A 16,255-nucleotide genomic window follows, 5' to 3' on the forward strand; every position below is an offset into this window, starting at 1 on the left:
GCGAACAGCATGAGTTGACTGCTGTTCCACGCTTCTCTAGGTTCTCTCCTCGCAGGACTCTCCGGTGTAGGGAACGATCCTAGGGAAGAGTTAGGAAGCATTCAGTGTCTGGATTACGCAGGTGGATCAGGTGGGGTGCCGTCGGTTGCGCGGTTGCCCTTACTTTCTGTCTTGGCCTCCAGCTGGGTCGTTGGCTGCCTCTCGGCGCGCCTGGGGATGCCAACGTCCGGTGGACGGTAGCGACGGCTTTCGCGAGCGCACTCTGCGCCGTGGTGGCAATTCCACTTGTACGCTGGGCAGATGGTGTGCCTGAGCCGCCGAAGAAGTTGTGAGGTTTCTGGCGGCAGTGACGTGGTGCTCCGATTGCTCCCCGCGCCCGCGGGGATGGTCCCGATCCCAGGGACGAGGATTTTTGCTCCCCGCACTGGCGGGGATGGGCGCGCGCTGATGTCAAGCCCTTCGGGGTTGTGTGTTCCGCGAAACCAGGAACACACAACCCCGAACGAGCACCCCGAAGAGGGCGCCGAGTTGGTCCTGGTCGTCACCCTGGGGCCGAAGCCGTTGTCGACACCGGCACCGACACCGTTACCGCTGCCCGTCCAGAAGGCTGGCCCTCACGCGTCACCCGGAGCTGGTCCTAACTCCTGCCCCATCGGCGGCGCTTGGCCGCGCGGCTCCAGCCCTGGGGTGGGGGGCTGGGGGGTGTTGTCGAAGACGTGGGTCGTGCGTTTGCGGTGGGGTCGGGGCGGCGGATCAGGGTTACGCCCTCGTGGTCGACGGGGTGCCACTGGTGGTCGAAGGTCCGGAAGGTGAAGCCCTGTTCGTTGTTGGTGGTGTGGGCCAGCAGGGCGCGGCCCTGGCCGGCGTACTGCTGGACCTCGTTCCAGAGGGCGTCGCGGATGCGGGCCGAAGGGTTGCCGATGAAGACGCCTGCGGAAATTTCGAGGAGCCAGCGGGTGAGGAAACCCCGTAGCCCTGCGGGGCAGTTGGTGAGGACTATGACCGTCACCAGGTTTCCCTTCCGGCGGAGTCCCAGGCCTCGTAGTCGTCCGGGCCGTCGTGGTTGACGCCCGAGGGGACGTGATGGCCGCCGTCGCTCTGGAGCGTCACGACGTCGTGGTCCTCGGTGCCCGCGGCTGTCTTCGCCTGGTCCGGTGGCAGGAGCAGGCGCCGGATGTCGTCGACGCAGCGGTTCAGCAGGGATGCGTCGTTGACGCGGTCCCGCAGCGCACGGCGGGTGCGTGAGCCGACGTCCTCCTCGTCCTCCGCGGCGACGTCGAAGGCGAGGGGAATGCCGATCTCCGTCTTGTAGAGGTCGGCGATGTCCAGCACGAAGGACAGCTCGTGGCCGGAGTGCACGAAGCCGAGGGCCGGGCTGCAACCCAGGGAGGTGACGACGGCGTGCGCGATGCCGTACATGCACTGGGCGGCGGCGGTGATGGCCTGATTGACGGCGTCCCCGGCCGTGAAGTCGCCGGGCACGTACTGGCGGCCCCGCCAGGGCACCCCCGTACGGGCGGACTCGGCGCGGTAACAGGCCTTCATCCGCCGCCCCTCGCGACCGAGCAGCTCCCGGCGGGTCAGGCCTGCCGGGTCCTCGTCGGGGAAGCGCAGACGGTACATCTCCCGGGCCACCGCGAGCCGGGCACGCGGGTTGGCCCACTGCTGGGCCTGCGCCTCCATGAGGGCGGAGGAGCGGCTGAGGGCGCGTCCGGAGGCGTAGTAGCGCACCCCGTGCTCGCCGACCCAGCAGACCGCGGCGCCGGTTTCGCCGAGGACGCTCATTGCCTGGTGGGTGATGCGGGTCCCCGGTCCGAGCAGGAGCGTGCCGATCGTCGCGGACGGGATGTGCGTGGTGCCCTCCGCGTCCTGCGCGGTGATCGCGTTGGCGTCCCGGTGGACGGTGCAGCGCTCCAGGTAGACGAAGGAGAGGCGGTCGCCGGTGCGGGTGAGCTGGCGGGGGCTGAGGGCCGGGCGTTTGGAGACGGTCGTCATGCGGTTCGTCGGCTCCCGCCGACCGGCGCCAGGGTCATCAGCCCGCAGCCGTAACCACGGGCCCGGCCGATGCCCTGCGTGAGAGCGCGGCGCAGGGCACCGGGGTCGGTGACCGCGAGGTGTCCTTCGTAGGTGACGGTGACGACGGTGACCGGCTTGCCCCCGCGTCCACCGGCGGCGCCGGACTTGCTGAAGGAGAGGGAGCGTGCGTCCCGGACGGCCAGCTCGTACCGGTCGCCGGGGTGGGGCCGCTCCTGGTGGGTCGTGCCCGCAGGAAGGAGCCGCCGGGCGTCGGGCTTCTCGCAGACGCGGAAGCCGAGGCGCTCCTGGCGCTTCTCGTCGACCAGCCACTTCATCTGGTGGACGGGCGTCAGGTGTGCGGTGATCTTCTGCTCTTCGCCCTCCTTGCGGCGGATCTTGTGCACCGGGTTTGCCGTCAGCCGGAACGACCAGCGGTCGCCCGCGCTGAGCCGGTCCAGCAGTGGGGCGTAGGACCTGGTCAGCCAGCCGGGGCTCTCCCGGGAAGCGACGGCGGGCCAGCCGGCCTGCTCGACCAGGTGCGTCAGGTCGGGCTGGTCGGGGCTGACGATGTAGAGCAGGACCTCGGCGCGGGCCCTGTGGTCCAGGCGCCACAGCACCCGTGGGGCGTCCGGCTTCGGGCTGTCGGAGGGCAGGATGTGCGGGAACGACGACATGACGGCCGCGTGCATGGCCTGCGGAGAGGAGAGGAGTTTCCGGGCGCCGGGCCGCGCGGTGTTGACGCGGAAGCGGGAGATGAACATCAGGCGCTCTCTTCCTCCAGGGCGGCGAGGGCATCGAACGGGTCGTGGTCGTCGTAGGGGCTGCCCCCGGCCGGGACGGGCAGGGACACCGTGTCGCTGACGACGGTGCGCAGGGCGTGGCGGCGGTGCGCGGCGTCGAAGCTGACCGGCTGGTCGCGCAGCACGTCCGCGGCCTCGGCGGACTCGCCCTCCGCCGTCTCACGGAGTACGGGCAGGGTCCCCGGAGTCCGGCGGCGCCTCCGGTACCAGGCGGAGGCCTGCCAGGGCACGCTCGCCAGTACGTCCTCCAGGCGGCTGTCCTCGTACAGGTCCAGGAAGAGAGGCTCGGACGGCGGGCAGGAGCGCCGCCCCAGGAACGGCGGGTAGGCCGGGGAACGCAGCGCGTCCCGCAGCCCGGTGAGCAGAGCCTGATCGCCCTCGACGCAGGCGAGGAAGACGGCGTCGGCGAGGTAGAAGCGCTCCGACAGCGGCATGGAAGCCCCGGTCACGGCATGGTGCGCGGTGTGGAAGTCCCGGATCCGGGTGCCGGGCTGGTCGACGCGGACCCCGTACCGAAGTGCGGCCAGGGGGGCGAGGCGTGCGTCGTCACCGCGGTCGATACCGGCCGCGGAGGCGAGCAGGCCGATGACGCCGCTCTTGGTCGGGGCGGATTCGGTGGTGCGTCGGGTGAAGCGGGAAGCGGCCCCCCAGGACTGCAGTGGGCCGGCCAGGCGCAGGGCGAGCACGCTCATTCGGGCTTCTCCAGGCGCTCCGCCACGGCCTTGCCGACGGCTTCGACGAGTTCGCCCAGGGTGTCGGTCTCGGTGCCGAGGCCGGCGAGCTTCCGGGTTTGCGGGCCGACGCGCAGTACCCAGGTCAGGGTGGTGTGGGGGTCGCCGTAGACGCGCTCGACTTCGGCGGCGTAGTCGGCGAGCCGGTCGGAGGCCTCACGCACGTGCCCGCCGGCGTCGCTGCGGACCGGGTCCTCGAAGGCGGCCACGAAGCTGATCGGCCGGGTGCTGCGGAGCTTGACCACGACGGCGTCGGGCCGGGTGTGGTGCCCGAACGTGTTGATCTTCCCGGTGGGCAGCGAGGAGACGAAGCTGTGCACGAACGCCTCGACGGCACGGCGCACGGGCTCGGTACGCGGCTCGTCCTCGCGCAGACCCTGGCCGAGGTTGGCGGCGAGCTGGTGGACGCCGAGCGCCGCGTAGCGGTACAGCGTCGCGGAATTGAAGTCGACGGTGCCGATCATCCCGGCGCCGGTCTCCCCGTCGGTGTTCTCGTCGTCGACGGCCGTGAAGTAGTCGGACTCGTTGTCCACGCGATGGACGCTGATGGCGTGGGCCACCTGCACCGCCGCGTCGACGTTGATGTCGGCGACGTCGGCGACCATACGGCCGAAGAGAGCGATGTCGACGGAGTGGCGGGCGTCCGCGATCTCCTTGGCCTTGCCCTTGTTCTCCTTGGCCTTCAGGAACGTCGCGATGTCGGCGGCTCCTTCGAGGGCGAGGCGGGCCAGGCCGTCGAGCTGCCGGGAGCTGAGGAAGACCAGATACTTGCTCTCCGGAGCAGGGGCCGGGGCGTCGGGATCCTCGTTCTTCTTCGCCTGGTCGGTCTTGCGCTTGGGGACCTCGGTCTTGAAACCGGCCGCCTTCACCGTCTCGTCGGCCAGCTTCAGCGCCGTCTCCCGTGTCACGGTCTCGTCGAGCCCGGTGATCCGCTCGGCGAGGAGCTCCACCAACTTCTTCGTCCGCACACCCAACTCGGCGGGATCCAGCAGGTGTTCGTCGCGGAAGTAGGTGCGCACGGCGCGCTTCCACGCCTGGCTGGAGACACGGGCGCGCGGGACACCACCGTAGACGGCCGTCTTGGGCGCACCCGTGTCGTCCCGGTTGATGTTGCTGGGCGGGACGGTCTGCAGGGCGTGCACGTCCAGGAAGATGCGGTTCACGAGGCGTCCTTGTCGGTGTGCGGGGTGGTGGTGTCCTCGCCTTCGGGCTGCCAGGGCCGACGCGGCGGGGTGTGGAAGGAGCGGCCCCACGCCCGGCGTACGGCGGCGGGGCCGCCGGGCCGCTGCCAGGCGTACAGCTGGCCGGCGAGCAGGCCGTAGTCGAGGGGAACGCTCTCCCGGCGTAGCAGGGCGACGATGTCGCGCAGCCGCCGGGCGAGGGAGACCAGGTCCGGTGCGGTGCCGGCGCGGACCAGGCGCTTGCGGACCGGCTCGTCGATCCCGTCGGCCGGCATCAGCCGCCGCACGGCCGCGCCCAGGCCCGCCGGGTGCTCGGGGGAGTGGCGCCGGTGCATGCCCTCGCCGCGGGACTGCTGGTGGAAAGCCCACAGGGTGAGCGCGGCGTGTACCGCGTTCTCGGCGCCCGCCAACTCCCGCTCGTGCAACGGGCGGACACCCTCCGCCGGGGAGTGCAGTGCGGTGGTGTCGATCAGGGTCCAGAGGTCCGGCACGTCGCCCGCGTCCCGGCCCGCGCCACGGCGCAGCCGGGCGAGAGCGGCGACGGCATGCGACTGGTCGGCGAGGTAGCCCCGCTGCCAGTCGGCGATGCTCGCCCCGGTGAGTTCGGCGACGCGCTCCTCCACGGTGGGCGGCTTGGCCGGAGCCGGGAGAGTGGTCATGCGTGCACCTTCGCTTCGGTCGCGGAACGGTCGGTGTCGGGTCGGCTGCCGCTGCCGCTGCCGCTGCCGCTGCCGCTGCCGCTGCCGCTGCTGTCTCTGTCGTCGGCATCGGGATCGGCCAGCGCTCTGGCGAGACGTCCGCGGAACCAGCGGTCGGCGAGACCCGCGTTCAGCCAGTGCGTGGTGCCCTTCCCGTCGGTATGGATCCGTCCCTCCCACGCCGCCTCCCCCGCGGCGGAGATGAGCCGGTCCCCGAGGCGGTGGATCGTCTCCCGCACCTCACGCTGCCAGACCTGCCGGTGCTCGAAGGGATCAGACGCCTCGGCCATGGCCGCCAGCCACTGCCGGTACGGATGCTCCAGCGCGTCGAATCCGGTCGTCCTGGCGGCCGACTTGGGGCCCTCCTCCTCGGATCCGGCGGCCCTGGCCAGGTCGGCGGCGAGGTCTCCCAGAGCGCGAACGGCCCGGTCGGCCTCCTCGGCCGCGGCGATGGCCTGGCGTGCGTATGTACGGTCCTGCTGGTGCAGCAGGACGACGGGCATCTCCAGGCGGTCGTCGACGACCTCTTCGATCACGGACTGCTGGGTGCCGTAGCTGACGCCCACCAGCCGGGTGCGGATCAGGGAGTGGCGGGGGAGGTAGCGGTCGGTCACCAGACGGGCGACCCATTCCAGGATCCTGGGGCGCAGGCGCGGTGCCGCCTCGGCCCCGCCCCCGCTCTCCAGCCGGTCGGCGACGAGCGCGGCGACACCCCGCCAGGCCGAGCGGGCAGGGTCATGTTCGAGCGGCAGGTACACGGTGGACCGGCCCAGCTTCTTCTCCTGCGCGGGACTGCGCCGCCAGGAAGTCATCGGCTCCCGGTCGTGCATGTTCCTCGACGCGAGCGGATCGCCGTACCCGAGGACGACTCCGTGGACGCCGTGCCCGTCGTAGTGCAGGCGCACCCGCCGGGACTGCCAGGTGTACAGGTCACGCAGGCCGGTCGCCGAGCGCCCGTCGGAACCGGGCCCGCAGGGCTCGCGGCGCCAGGCCGGGAGATCGTCGGAGGGGAAGCCCAGCCCCTCCGTGTCCGCCGCCACCAGGTTGAGCAGCAGCGTCTCGCGCAGCGTCCCGCCTTCTACGAGCACACCGCCCAGGCCGCCCGCCCAGCCGGTGCCGAGCGGGTACACCTTGCCGCCTTTGACCCGCTGGTCGCCGGCCATGCCGGTCTTGATGCCGGAGGTGTCGTAAGCGTGGACGTGGACGACCCAGCGGGCCGCCTCGGCGAAGCTCAGCCGCTCCACGCCAGGCATCCGCGCGCTGAAGAAGGGGTCTCCGGCGGGCACGTCGGCCACGATCCGGTTGAGGGAGAACACCTCGTCCCTGGCGGTGTGGAGTCCGGCGGTCTGCAGGAACGGCGCGGCGGGGTGGAGCAGGTCGAGCCGGTCACGGTGCTCCGCCAGGTACCCCTGCACGGGCGCGAAGCAGTCGGGGTCCTCCCACAGTTCCGCCCAGTCATCGATGTCGCCGGGCCCCTCCAGGGCGTCGTGGGCGACGGCCAGAAGGAGGCGTACGAGGGCGAACTCCTGGGTGGCCAGGTCGCCCACGACCCGCCGTAGATTACCGGCCTGCGCGAAGACCTCGCTGAGTGACAGCTCGTCCTCCGAGCCGTCGCGCCGGAGCACGCCGATCCACGGCCGGCTGGTCAGATCGAAGGACAGCATCCTGTCGGCGTCTGCACCGGCACCAGGGGGCTCAGTCGTCTGCGTCACGGATCACCTCAAGGCCGTCTTCCGGGCTGTACCGGAGCGTGAATCCTGCCAGCCGGGTCTGACAGTCCTCGTCGAGCGTGAGAATCAGCTGGTCGGAGAGCCAAGGGCTGTCCTTGCCCTGCCACTTGGGCAGATACAGCTGCTCCAGCTCGGCAATGGCCCGGTCCATGGTCTCGGCGTAGGAGAACTGCGTCGGGAGCCGCAGCCCGCAGCTCGCCGCCGTACGGGCCGCGAAGGGTACCGGTGTCGCGTCCCGCGGAAGCTCGATGCCGGCGCGCTTCCGCCCCTTGCCGTCCGGCCCGAGCCACGGCAGGGTGGCGAGGCTTCCGTCAGCGCGCCGCTGTACGACGACGACTTCGAGGCTGTCCCGTGTGTCACGGACCTGAGCGCGCCCGGTCGGAGTGTCGTCGGTGTCTCCCACCCCGGCGGCGACCCAGTCGAACAGCGGCCTTCCCGGCTTGCCGACGTCCCCCAGGCGGAAGACCGCGGCACGCTCCCGCTGATCCTCGTGATGTCGCTCGAACCGCGCCCGTGCTTCGTCTAGCGCGTCCTGCCAGTGCTCCGGTCCGACGGGGTCGTCACCGTACGCGCCCTGGACGAGGGGGCTGATGTCCGCCGGTACTTCCACCGGCCTTCCGGCTCCGGTCCCTGCCCCGTCGCCGAGGTGGGGAAGGAGCACGGCGGCCGACCGCAGCAGCGTGTACCGCCCGTACACGGCGACCGAACCGCGCACCGGTTCCGGTACGTCCGTCTGCCAGTCGGCTCCGGTCACCAGGCAGCGAGCGGTCCGCAGACGTTCGGGCCGGTTGTCCTGGCCGTGTCCGCGCTGGTGGCGGTGCAGCCGCCCCATGCGCTGGAGGAGCAGGTCCACCGGGCACAGGTCGCTGACCAGCAGGTCGAAGTCGATGTCCAGGGACTGCTCGGCGACCTGGCTCGCCACCACGATGTGCCGGCTGGTGGGCCGGTCGTTCCCCTTTCCCGGAGGCCCGAAGAGCCGGCGCAGTGCGCCGTCCTTGTCGGCACGGTCGAGGTCGACGAAGCGGGAGTGGGCGACGGTCACGTTGTCGGTGCCGAACCTGGCCCGCAGCACGCGGGCCGTCTCCAGGACCCGCCCGACGGTGTTCCGGATGACCAGCGCGCAACCGCCGCCGGCCAGTTCGCTGTCCAGCCGCCCGGCGAGCACGTCCAAGTCGTCGGCGAGCCGCTCGACCTCGACCTTCGTGGACCGGGCCGAGGCGTGCGGGTGGCGGACCAGCGCGGTCCCGCCGGGAGCGACGGCGGTCAGGAGCGGATACGCGGACGACGCCGTCACGTTTTCGTCGGTGGCGGCGGCGGTGGCGGCGGGTCCGGGTCCAGGTCCGGCTCCGGCTTTGGTATGCCCGGCGTAGGCCGCGACAAGCTCACGCCGACGTGAGGCCGGCAGGGTCGCGGACAGCACTACGACCGGAACCCGGTAGGCCCCCAGCCAGGACAGCACGCGGTCCAGGTAGACGCTCATGTACGTGTCGTACGCGTGCGCCTCGTCGATGACGACGACCTTCCCCGCGACCGCGAGGTGTCGCAGCGCCAGGTGTCGGCTCTTGAGCCCGGCGAACAGCAACTGGTCGATGGTGCCCGCGACGAAGGAGGCCAGCATGGCCCGCTTACGACCCCGCAGCCATGCATGCGCCACGAGCTCGGCGCCGGCCTTCCGGTGGTGGTGCCCGGCCCGGGACGTACCTGCGGACTCCGCGGAGGTGCCGTCCAGGTCGACGGCGGTGACGCTGCCCGCGCGGGCCATCAGCCCGGCGAATCGCTCGTTGAGCGCTGCCTTGGAGTGTGCCAAGTGCACCGAATGACGGGTGCCGTCTGTCGAGGGGAGCCGGTCCAGCCAGTCCAGCAGCCGCGGAAACATCGCGTCGCCCGTGGCCATCGTGGGCAACGCGAAGAACACCCCGCCCGCCCCCGAGCGCGCGGCGAAGATCTCCGTAGCGGCGAGCGCGGCCTCCGTCTTGCCCTCGCCCATCGGTGCCTCGATGACCATCAGGCCGGGGGACTCCAACTCGCGGGCCAGCGACACCGCCGCCTCTTGGACCGGACGTGGCTCCGCGCCCTTCGGGAGGTCGAAACGGGAGGCGAAGAGGTCGGGCACACTGTCGCAGGGTTCCTCGGCCTGCCAGGGCGCCGGCAGATCGAGCCCCCGCCAGGCTCTGAGGAGCCGTTCCTCGTCGCTGTGAGCGGCGCCATCGGGGAAGTAGGGGAAGAGGTCCGGATTGCTCGCGATCCAGTCGGAGACGATGACGATCGAGGTGAGCAACACCTGGACCGGCTGCGGTAACTTGACCGACTTCCACGCCTCGATCCGCTCCGCGACACCGAAACGGGCAGCGCAAGCGTCGAGGAGTTCGTTCTGTACCCGGCGCCAGGCGCCGCTGCTCGGGCCGGGTGTCCGAAGCAACTCCCCGCGATCGTCCAGGGCTTTGATCTGGCCCCGCTCCGGCGGTACACCGTGATGCCCCCCGACGGCCACCGTGAACTGGCCGGTCTGCGCTCCTCGCCAGCCGTGCTGCTCCTCAAGCCACTCGGCGAGCAGGAGTTGCCCGGCCAGGCCATGCGGGGCCAACCGCCGGTCCGGGCCCATCGCTGGGCGCGAACGCATGTCCAGTCCCTGGTCGCGCATCGCGTCGGCCAGCGAATCGACCTGACAGGCGAAGGCCGGAGTGGCCTTGCCGATGTCGTGAACGCCCGCCAGCCATACAGCCAGGGCACGCGCATCCACGGCACCCCCGGGCAGTACCTCGGCGATCAGCCCGCGCACCCCGGCGGGCAGCCACTGATCCCACAGCAGTCCGGCCACGGCGCCGCTGTCTTCCATGTGACGCCATAACGGCAGCCAGCCATCGGCATCGCGATCATGCTTCGCCCACACCGACCGAGCAGGCTTCCCCAGCTTGCTCAGAAGGCTACCGTGGGCGCTTTCCCCACCAGTCATATGAGATAAGTACACGACATCTGTATGTGTGCACGGACGTTTCAGGGATTTTCAGCCCAACGAGGCGGAGGTGAGCGGAAGTCGTGCCGACGGACCGACGGGAACACCTGGTGGCGGTGCCCGAGCAAGCAGTGCTGCTGCGCCTGCGGCTGACTGACTGGCGGTCCGAAGTGAGCTATTTGCCGGAATCTGCAAAAGTTGCTGAAATGACAGCCGGAACGATGTAAATCTGCAGGTCAGGAAGTCTGCTCCCCGCGCCCGCGGGGATGGTCCCCAGGAGGGTCAGCGGCCGTACGGGTGCGTCCTCTGCTCCCCGCGCCCGCGGGGATGGCCCCTCCCGTTGCCCGCGGGTGATGGGTAGCACCTGCTCCCGGTGACGAACAGGTGGCTGCTCCCCGCGTCCCGGGGGTTCATGTCCTACAGGCAGACCAATTGGCCTCCCGCCGGTACCCGCAGCTGCGCCCAGACCGTCTTGCCTGGGGCGGCCGGGCGAGGGGTGATGCCCCAGTCGTCCGCGAGGGCGGCGACGAGGTGGAGTCCGCGGCCGGACTCGGACAGGGAGTCGGGGGGCAGGGGAGTCGGCGAGGGCTGCTTCTCGGCGCGGGTGTCGGTCACCTCGATGCGCAAGATGCCCTCGGCCAGGGTGAGCTGGACGTGGAAGTCCCGGCCGGGGACGTGGCCGTGGCGTACGGCGTTGGCGCTGAGTTCGGCCGTGATGAGGGTGAGCGTCTCATTGACCGGCGTCGTGTATGGGTGGCCCCAGTCGTCCAGGCGGTGCGAGACGAGTCGACGGGCGAGGCGGGCGCCGCGTGGGGTCGAGGTGAAGCGCATGGTGAACTCGTGCTCGGGTGCGACGCACTGAGGCAGATGCTCGTTCGGGGGAGTTGCCGACTTCATGCGGTCAACGGTCACGGACTGTGCGTAGCGTTGAACAGGAATAACGCGCTGACGGGTTCGGGCTGTACGCCTGGTCGGGGCGCTTGTGTGCGGCGCGGGGCGTGACTGGTTCGAGGGGCCGAGCGTTGGACGGGGTTCGGTGACTGTGGCGGTCGTACGGGAGGAGCTGTGGCGTGGACGACGAGGTTCGGCAGCCGGAGTACGAGGTCGGGGCGGGCATGCTGGCCGTGTTCGGGCGGCAGTTGAAGCTGTTGCGGGAACGGGCGGGGATGGACCGCGCGGGGTTCGGGACGCTGACCGGGTACTCGGCCTCGACGATCGCGTCCTTCGAGCAGGCAAGACGTATCCCGCCGCCGAGGTTCATTGACCAAGCAGATGAAGTTCTTGGGGCGGGCGGGGTGTTGAGCGCGAGCAAGGGGGAGGTGGCTCGGGCTCAGTATCCGGCGTTCTTCCGGGACGCGGCCAAGTTGGAGGGCGAGGCGGTTGAGCTTCATGTGTATGCCAACCAGGCAGTGCCTGGGTTGTTGCAAACGGAAGAGTACGCGCGGGCCATCTTCATGATGATGCGGCCACCCATGGATGACGAGTTGATCGAACAGCGAGTGTCCGCGCGACTGGTCAGGCAGGAGATTTTGTCCGGCCGTGACGCACCGCTTGCCAGCTTTGTCATCGATGAGGCCGTACTGAGGCGTCCTGTCGGCGGGCGGGCAGTCCTGCGAGGCCAGCTTGAGCACATCCTTCTGACGAGGGAGCGGCGGAACATCGAGGTCCAGGTGATGCCGCTCGATCGCGAGGAGAACGCTGGCATGGCTGGCCCCTTCACCTTGATCGAGACGAAGGAAGGGCGGAGGATCGCGTACGCCGAGGTGCAGAACGTGAGCCGACTGCAGACGGAGCGGGAGCGCGTCCGTGCGCTGGAGGCCAAGTACGGGATCATTCGGGCGCAGGCCCTGACTCCACGTGAATCATTGGCGTACGTAGAGAAGTTGCTGGGAGAGCCATGAACGCGCACGTACATCAGTTGCCCATAGACCAGTTGGCATGGCACAGGAGCAGCTACAGCAGCGAGGAGGGCGGCGAATGCATCGAGGTCGCCGCCTCCCCAGGCGCCGTCCACGTCCGCGACTCGAAGGACACCACCCGCGCCCCACTGGCCGTAGAACCCACGGCCTGGTCCGCGTTCGTCGAGTTCGCGGCACTCTGACAAGGGTGGGGTCCTCGCCGGCATGAGTGCTTGTGAGGACCCCTTCCCGTTCTCCCGTCCCGCCGGTCACCGTGAATCGGGGGAACCCGGCCGCGTGCTGAGGCCCTGAGGTGGGGCAAGCGGCACGATCTCTCGGTCGAAGAAGTCGTGGAAGTCCTCACCGCGCTCGTAAAGCGCGTCGAATCCAGCAGACGTTTCCCGGATCAGTGACCGCTCGGTGAAACGGTTGGCGCCGGCCGCGTTTCCGTCGTCGTCGTACACCACCTCGTACATGGCCACGTCCCCGAGAATCACCACTTCGGGAACCGGACGATCCCTCTCGATGTCCGAGATCTTGCGGGCATCGAGCACTTTGATGTCGTCGCCCAGATCCGCGCGCACCCGCAGGACGAAAAACTCCCACTGCACGTACGGTGTGATCGGGAACTCCACGACGCGAAGGCGGCGGTGCCGGATGCCCAGTCGTGCCGCCTTCTGGAGCTCCTGTGCGTAGTTATCGCGCCTCTCGTCGGCGAGGGACAGCGCCCTTGCCCAGTCGCCGGCGGCGAAAGCCTCCCAGCTGGTGAAGCCCCGCTCCTTGAAATGCTGCCCGCGTTCGAGCTTGTTCAGGAAGCCGATGCCGCTGTTGTAGACCTGGCCGAAGTCCGCGTGATACGTGGGTCGGTCCATACGGTCGGAAACACCACGGGGGAAAGAATCAAACACTGGGGATATCCGGCTTCGCCGCGACGATCATGTTCCTCGGGATGACCACGAGTCGTTCGTCCGCTCCGATCGAGACCCCGTCGGGCAGCTTGGCGCCGAGTGACTGGGTGAGGTCCCGGCCGATGACGGCGATGTCGCCGTTGGCGAGTTCCCAGATGTCGGGGCAGTCAGGGGTACCGGTCGTGTTCCCCAGTTCTTGGGGTGATTTTCCCAGACGCCTCTTGAAAGTCGTGGCTGGATCCGCTTCCCATGGCCTGGTCACTGCCGTCGTCGCCTCCCTCGATCGGTCGGGTGGCGGTACTGTAGCGCCTAGCGAGGTCGCCTGACTATGTGTCAGGTTTCGCCAGGGCTTTCCGCCGCGCTGTTTCGGAAAATCGGGTGAATGGAGGTGTGGCCGTGGATCCGGAGCTGACTTCGCTCGCCCAGAGCGCAGGAACCACCTTGGTCACACTGATGGCGACCGACGCCTGGCACCGCACGCGCGACGGGCTCACGCGGCTCTGGCGCCGGGTGCAGCCCGAGCGTGCCGAGACCGTGGCCGCCGAGCTGGAGGCCGGCCGGGAGGACGTTCTGGCCGCCATGGTGACGAATGACCAGGAGACGCTGAACGAACTGCGTCTGCAGTGGCAGGGGCTGGTACGGCGGCTGCTCGTCGCCCGACCTGCCGCCGCCGGGGAACTGCGCGCGCTGCTGGACGAACTCGATCCCGACGGCACGGCCGGCCGGCCGGTCACCCAGCGCGCCACGGCGTCCGGTCATGCCCGGGTGTACCAGGCGGGACGAGACCAGCACATCGCCGAGCGATGACGGGCGGGATGGACGGTCACGCCGAGGATCGGGGCCGTGTCTATCAGGCGTCGGGTGACCAGCACATCAACGAACACCACCATTACGGCGGCGAGATCACCGGGCCGCTCGGCCCGGACTCGGTCCGCCGCCCGGCGGTCGGGCGGCCTCCTGTCGTGCTGCGCGATCGCACCGAGGTGATGGAACGCCTCCGGGCGAGCGTCGAGGCAGGACGCGGCGGCGAGGTCTACGTGCTCTACGGCATGGGCGGTTGCGGCAAGACAGCGGTCGCTTGTGCCTTCTTCCAGGAGGCCACTGGCGCATACGGCAGGGCGGGCCTGTGGGTCAACGCCTCCGACCGTGCGAGCCTGCGTGCCGGCATGCTGGCCGTCGCAGCGGACCGGGGGGCGGGCGACGGCGAACTGCTGGCTGCCCGCAACGGCCTGCGTCCCGCGGCCGATCTCGTCTGGCAGCATCTCGATCGATCCGCCGAGCCCTGGCTGCTGGTCCTCGACAACGCTGACGAGCCGGAGATCCTGCGGGACGGCAGTTGGCTGCGCACCAGCCCACGCGGCACCGTCGTGGTGACCACCCGCCGGGCGGCCGCTCGCTGGTGGGCAGGGGCCGAACTGCAGCACATCGGCGTCCTGCCACGGGAGGACGCCGCACTCGTCCTGCGCGATCTCGCCCCGGACAGCGGTACGGCCGAGCAGGCGGCGCAGATCGCGGACCGGCTCGGGCGGCTGCCACTCGCCCTCACCCTGGCCGGCGGCTTCCTCTCCCACCAGGTGCTCGATCCCTGGACGCTGGACGCCTACGCGCATCATCTCGACGAAGACGAACGGGTCCAGCTCATCGACCAGGGAGCCGACGCGCTGTCCGAGGCGGACCCGCGGCACCTGGTCGGTCTCACCTGGCAGCTGACACTCGACGCGTTCGAGGCGCGCGGGCTGCCCGAGGCGGCGGCGCTGCTCAGGCTGCTGGCGCGGTTCGCTCCGGAGCCGCTGCCGTTGTCCCTGCTCAACCGTGCCGACATCGGTGGAGTCCTCCCCCGCGCCCGTACCGAAGCAGCGCTGAGAGCCCTTCTCGACCAGTCGCTGACCGAACTGGTCGACGTCGGTGTGCGCTGTGTACAGAGCCATGGAGTGCTGCTCGACAGCGTCTCGGCGGCGACACCCGCGGAACGGCTACCCGCTCTCGACACGACGGCCGTCCGGCTGCTCGACGCAGCCGTTCCCGCCGTACCCGACGCGGGCCCCTACGATCCGCAGCTACGACTGCTCGTACCTCATGCGCTCGCCTTGCTACGCCGCATCGGCGAACCGTCGACCGTGGCCGCTGCCCTCGCCGTCGCGACTCGGCTGTCGGTCGCCCTGCACCGCACCGGGGACTACCTCTCGGCGTGGGACACCTCCCGTGCCGTGGCGGACCTCGCGCAGCACTCGCTCGGCGCGGATCACCGTCTGGTACTGGCCGCCCGTTCCAGGGCCGGCCGGGCGCTGTTCCGGTTGGGTAGGTACGCCGAAGCCGAGTCTTCGCTCCGCGGTGTCCGCGCCCTCCAGGAGAGGCTGTTCGGGGCCGACGACCCCGACACCCTGGACAGCGGCTACGGCCTTCAGCTCGTGCTGGCGAACCTCGGCAAGCGCGAGGAATCGCTCGCACTCCTTCGGGCCACCGTCGCCGGCCGGCGCACGGCACTGGGCCCCGCGCACCCACTGACCCTGCGCGCCCGTGCCAGTCTCCTCGAGATGCTGCCCGCGTCCGAGGTGGTCACCGAAGAGGGCGGCTCGCTGCTGTCGCTGCCGTCGGAATGCGCCCGGCTCCTCGGCCCCGATCACACGGTGACGCTGGGCGCTGGACACAACCATGCCTGGGCGCTGTACCTCCTGGGCCGTTTCGAGGCGGCCGATGAGGAGATGCGGCTGGTCGCGGAGGCCTATCTGCGGCGCTTCGGGCCTGAGTACCCGATCGTGCTCGCGGCCCGCCAGCTCTTCTCCCGGACCCGGTCCGCGCTCGGCCACGTGGACGCGGGGATCGAGTTGATGGCCGATGTCGTCGCACGGCGCGAACGCGGCCTGGGCGCCGAGCACCCCTTCACCGTCGCGAGCCGTCGGCTCATGGACGAGTACCGATCGGGTCGATGGCGCCCGCCGCAGCCGCCTGGCGCATGAGAGCGGCATGCGCGGACGGTGCACGGGGGATACGGCGCGGGTCGTCCGGCCGAGCATCCTGCCGCACAGCGATTCGCCCGGCACCGCCGGCTGAGCGAGTGCGCGGCCGCAGGCCCTCGTGCGCTTTCCCGCAACCCCCTGAGAAACCACAGTGTTTCGGAGCCGCGCCGCCCTTCCAACTCTCCGTCTCTCGGAGGACTACCTGAACCCGAACGTCACCCCAGACTGTCTGTGCCCGCACGAGACACCATCGCGCAGAAGTCGGCGCAACGGAGTCCGGGCTCGACGCTGGCGGGCACCGTGCAAACTGGGTGTGCTGGACGGGATACTGGGGAACGGCCTGTTCCTCGACCCACTGCGCACATCCCAGACGGGGATCCCTT

The 16,255-nt window shown here is 70.2% G+C and carries 15 protein-coding genes; 4 read left to right on the forward strand and 11 right to left on the reverse strand.

All coding sequences use genetic code 11. The features are described from left to right. Positions 1 to 637: 637 nt before the first annotated feature. From cas2e to AB0927_RS17560, 9 genes are all read right to left on the reverse strand, one after another. A complete protein-coding gene (cas2e, locus tag AB0927_RS17520) occupies positions 638 to 1,009 on the reverse strand; it encodes a type I-E CRISPR-associated endoribonuclease Cas2e (RefSeq protein WP_366668475.1) in 372 nt (123 codons plus the stop codon). Further along, on the reverse strand, positions 1,006 to 1,995 hold the full coding sequence (gene cas1e / locus AB0927_RS17525) for a type I-E CRISPR-associated endonuclease Cas1e (protein ID WP_366668476.1): 990 nt from the start codon (positions 1,993 to 1,995) through the stop codon (positions 1,006 to 1,008). Before cas1e ends, cas2e begins: the two co-directional genes overlap by 4 nt. Next, positions 1,992 to 2,777 (reverse strand): type I-E CRISPR-associated protein Cas6/Cse3/CasE, encoded by a 786-nt coding sequence (gene cas6e, locus AB0927_RS17530; protein WP_366668477.1) that lies wholly within the window; start codon positions 2,775 to 2,777, stop codon positions 1,992 to 1,994. The genes cas1e and cas6e overlap by 4 nt, the downstream gene beginning before the upstream one ends. Continuing rightward, positions 2,777 to 3,508 carry a type I-E CRISPR-associated protein Cas5/CasD gene (cas5e, locus tag AB0927_RS17535; protein ID WP_366668478.1) on the reverse strand — a complete coding sequence of 244 codons (732 nt, stop codon included), beginning with the start codon at positions 3,506 to 3,508 and terminating at the stop codon, positions 2,777 to 2,779. Before cas5e ends, cas6e begins: the two co-directional genes overlap by 1 nt. Continuing rightward, a complete protein-coding gene (cas7e, locus tag AB0927_RS17540; RefSeq protein WP_366668479.1) occupies positions 3,505 to 4,710 on the reverse strand; it encodes a type I-E CRISPR-associated protein Cas7/Cse4/CasC in 1,206 nt (401 codons plus the stop codon). The genes cas5e and cas7e overlap by 4 nt, the downstream gene beginning before the upstream one ends. Next, on the reverse strand, positions 4,707 to 5,387 hold the full coding sequence (casB, locus tag AB0927_RS17545) for a type I-E CRISPR-associated protein Cse2/CasB (protein ID WP_366668480.1): 681 nt from the start codon (positions 5,385 to 5,387) through the stop codon (positions 4,707 to 4,709). The genes cas7e and casB overlap by 4 nt, the downstream gene beginning before the upstream one ends. Beyond that, on the reverse strand, positions 5,384 to 7,138 hold the full coding sequence (gene casA / locus AB0927_RS17550; RefSeq protein ID WP_366668481.1) for a type I-E CRISPR-associated protein Cse1/CasA: 1,755 nt from the start codon (positions 7,136 to 7,138) through the stop codon (positions 5,384 to 5,386). The genes casB and casA overlap by 4 nt, the downstream gene beginning before the upstream one ends. Continuing rightward, positions 7,122 to 9,992 carry a CRISPR-associated helicase Cas3' gene (gene cas3 / locus AB0927_RS17555; protein ID WP_366668482.1) on the reverse strand — a complete coding sequence of 957 codons (2,871 nt, stop codon included), beginning with the start codon at positions 9,990 to 9,992 and terminating at the stop codon, positions 7,122 to 7,124. The genes casA and cas3 overlap by 17 nt, the downstream gene beginning before the upstream one ends. Positions 9,993 to 10,526: 534 nt before the next feature. Beyond that, positions 10,527 to 11,006, reverse strand: coding sequence for an ATP-binding protein (locus AB0927_RS17560; protein ID WP_366668483.1), 480 nt, complete (start codon positions 11,004 to 11,006; stop codon positions 10,527 to 10,529). A gap of 173 nt (positions 11,007 to 11,179) precedes the next feature. Between AB0927_RS17560 and AB0927_RS17565 the strand changes: the two genes are divergently transcribed. Both AB0927_RS17565 and AB0927_RS17570 read left to right on the forward strand, forming a co-directional pair. After that, positions 11,180 to 12,010: a helix-turn-helix transcriptional regulator gene (locus AB0927_RS17565; RefSeq protein WP_366668484.1), complete on the forward strand. Its 831-nt coding sequence runs from the start codon at positions 11,180 to 11,182 to the stop codon at positions 12,008 to 12,010. Then, a complete protein-coding gene (locus AB0927_RS17570) occupies positions 12,007 to 12,210 on the forward strand; it encodes a DUF397 domain-containing protein (RefSeq protein WP_366668485.1) in 204 nt (67 codons plus the stop codon). Before AB0927_RS17565 ends, AB0927_RS17570 begins: the two co-directional genes overlap by 4 nt. Before the next feature lie 66 nt (positions 12,211 to 12,276). On the opposite strand, the gene AB0927_RS17575 is transcribed toward AB0927_RS17570, so the two are convergent. Then, positions 12,277 to 12,915, reverse strand: coding sequence for a DUF6879 family protein (locus AB0927_RS17575; RefSeq protein WP_366668486.1), 639 nt, complete (start codon positions 12,913 to 12,915; stop codon positions 12,277 to 12,279). After that, positions 12,908 to 13,177 carry a hypothetical protein gene (locus AB0927_RS17580; RefSeq protein ID WP_366668487.1) on the reverse strand — a complete coding sequence of 90 codons (270 nt, stop codon included), beginning with the start codon at positions 13,175 to 13,177 and terminating at the stop codon, positions 12,908 to 12,910. Before AB0927_RS17580 ends, AB0927_RS17575 begins: the two co-directional genes overlap by 8 nt. Before the next feature lie 134 nt (positions 13,178 to 13,311). Between AB0927_RS17580 and AB0927_RS17585 the strand changes: the two genes are divergently transcribed. Together AB0927_RS17585 and AB0927_RS17590 are read left to right on the forward strand one after the other, a co-directional pair. Further along, entirely contained in the window at positions 13,312 to 13,722 is a 411-nt protein-coding gene (locus tag AB0927_RS17585) for a hypothetical protein (RefSeq protein WP_366668488.1), read from the forward strand. Further along, positions 13,719 to 15,872 carry a tetratricopeptide repeat protein gene (locus AB0927_RS17590; RefSeq protein ID WP_366668489.1) on the forward strand — a complete coding sequence of 718 codons (2,154 nt, stop codon included), beginning with the start codon at positions 13,719 to 13,721 and terminating at the stop codon, positions 15,870 to 15,872. The genes AB0927_RS17585 and AB0927_RS17590 overlap by 4 nt, the downstream gene beginning before the upstream one ends. Positions 15,873 to 16,255 lie beyond the last annotated feature (383 nt).

The sequence above is a fragment of the Streptomyces sp. NPDC048106 genome, from assembly GCF_040706415.1.
GTDB lineage: Bacteria > Actinomycetota > Actinomycetes > Streptomycetales > Streptomycetaceae > Streptomyces.

What these genes read in the sequence shown, in the direction of transcription:
- cas1e (WP_366668476.1), bottom strand. Translation starts at nt 1,995, where the DNA reads ATGACGACCGTCTCCAAACGCCCGGCCCTCAGCCCCCGCCAGCTCACC.
- cas6e (WP_366668477.1), bottom strand. Translation starts at nt 2,777, where the DNA reads ATGTTCATCTCCCGCTTCCGCGTCAACACCGCGCGGCCCGGCGCCCGG.
- cas5e (WP_366668478.1), bottom strand. Translation starts at nt 3,508, where the DNA reads ATGAGCGTGCTCGCCCTGCGCCTGGCCGGCCCACTGCAGTCCTGGGGG.
- casB (WP_366668480.1), bottom strand. Translation starts at nt 5,387, where the DNA reads ATGACCACTCTCCCGGCTCCGGCCAAGCCGCCCACCGTGGAGGAGCGC.
- cas3 (WP_366668482.1), bottom strand. Translation starts at nt 9,992, where the DNA reads ATGGAAGACAGCGGCGCCGTGGCCGGACTGCTGTGGGATCAGTGGCTG.
- AB0927_RS17560 (WP_366668483.1), bottom strand. Translation starts at nt 11,006, where the DNA reads ATGAAGTCGGCAACTCCCCCGAACGAGCATCTGCCTCAGTGCGTCGCA.
- AB0927_RS17570 (WP_366668485.1), top strand. Translation starts at nt 12,007, where the DNA reads ATGAACGCGCACGTACATCAGTTGCCCATAGACCAGTTGGCATGGCAC.
- AB0927_RS17590 (WP_366668489.1), top strand. Translation starts at nt 13,719, where the DNA reads ATGACGGGCGGGATGGACGGTCACGCCGAGGATCGGGGCCGTGTCTAT.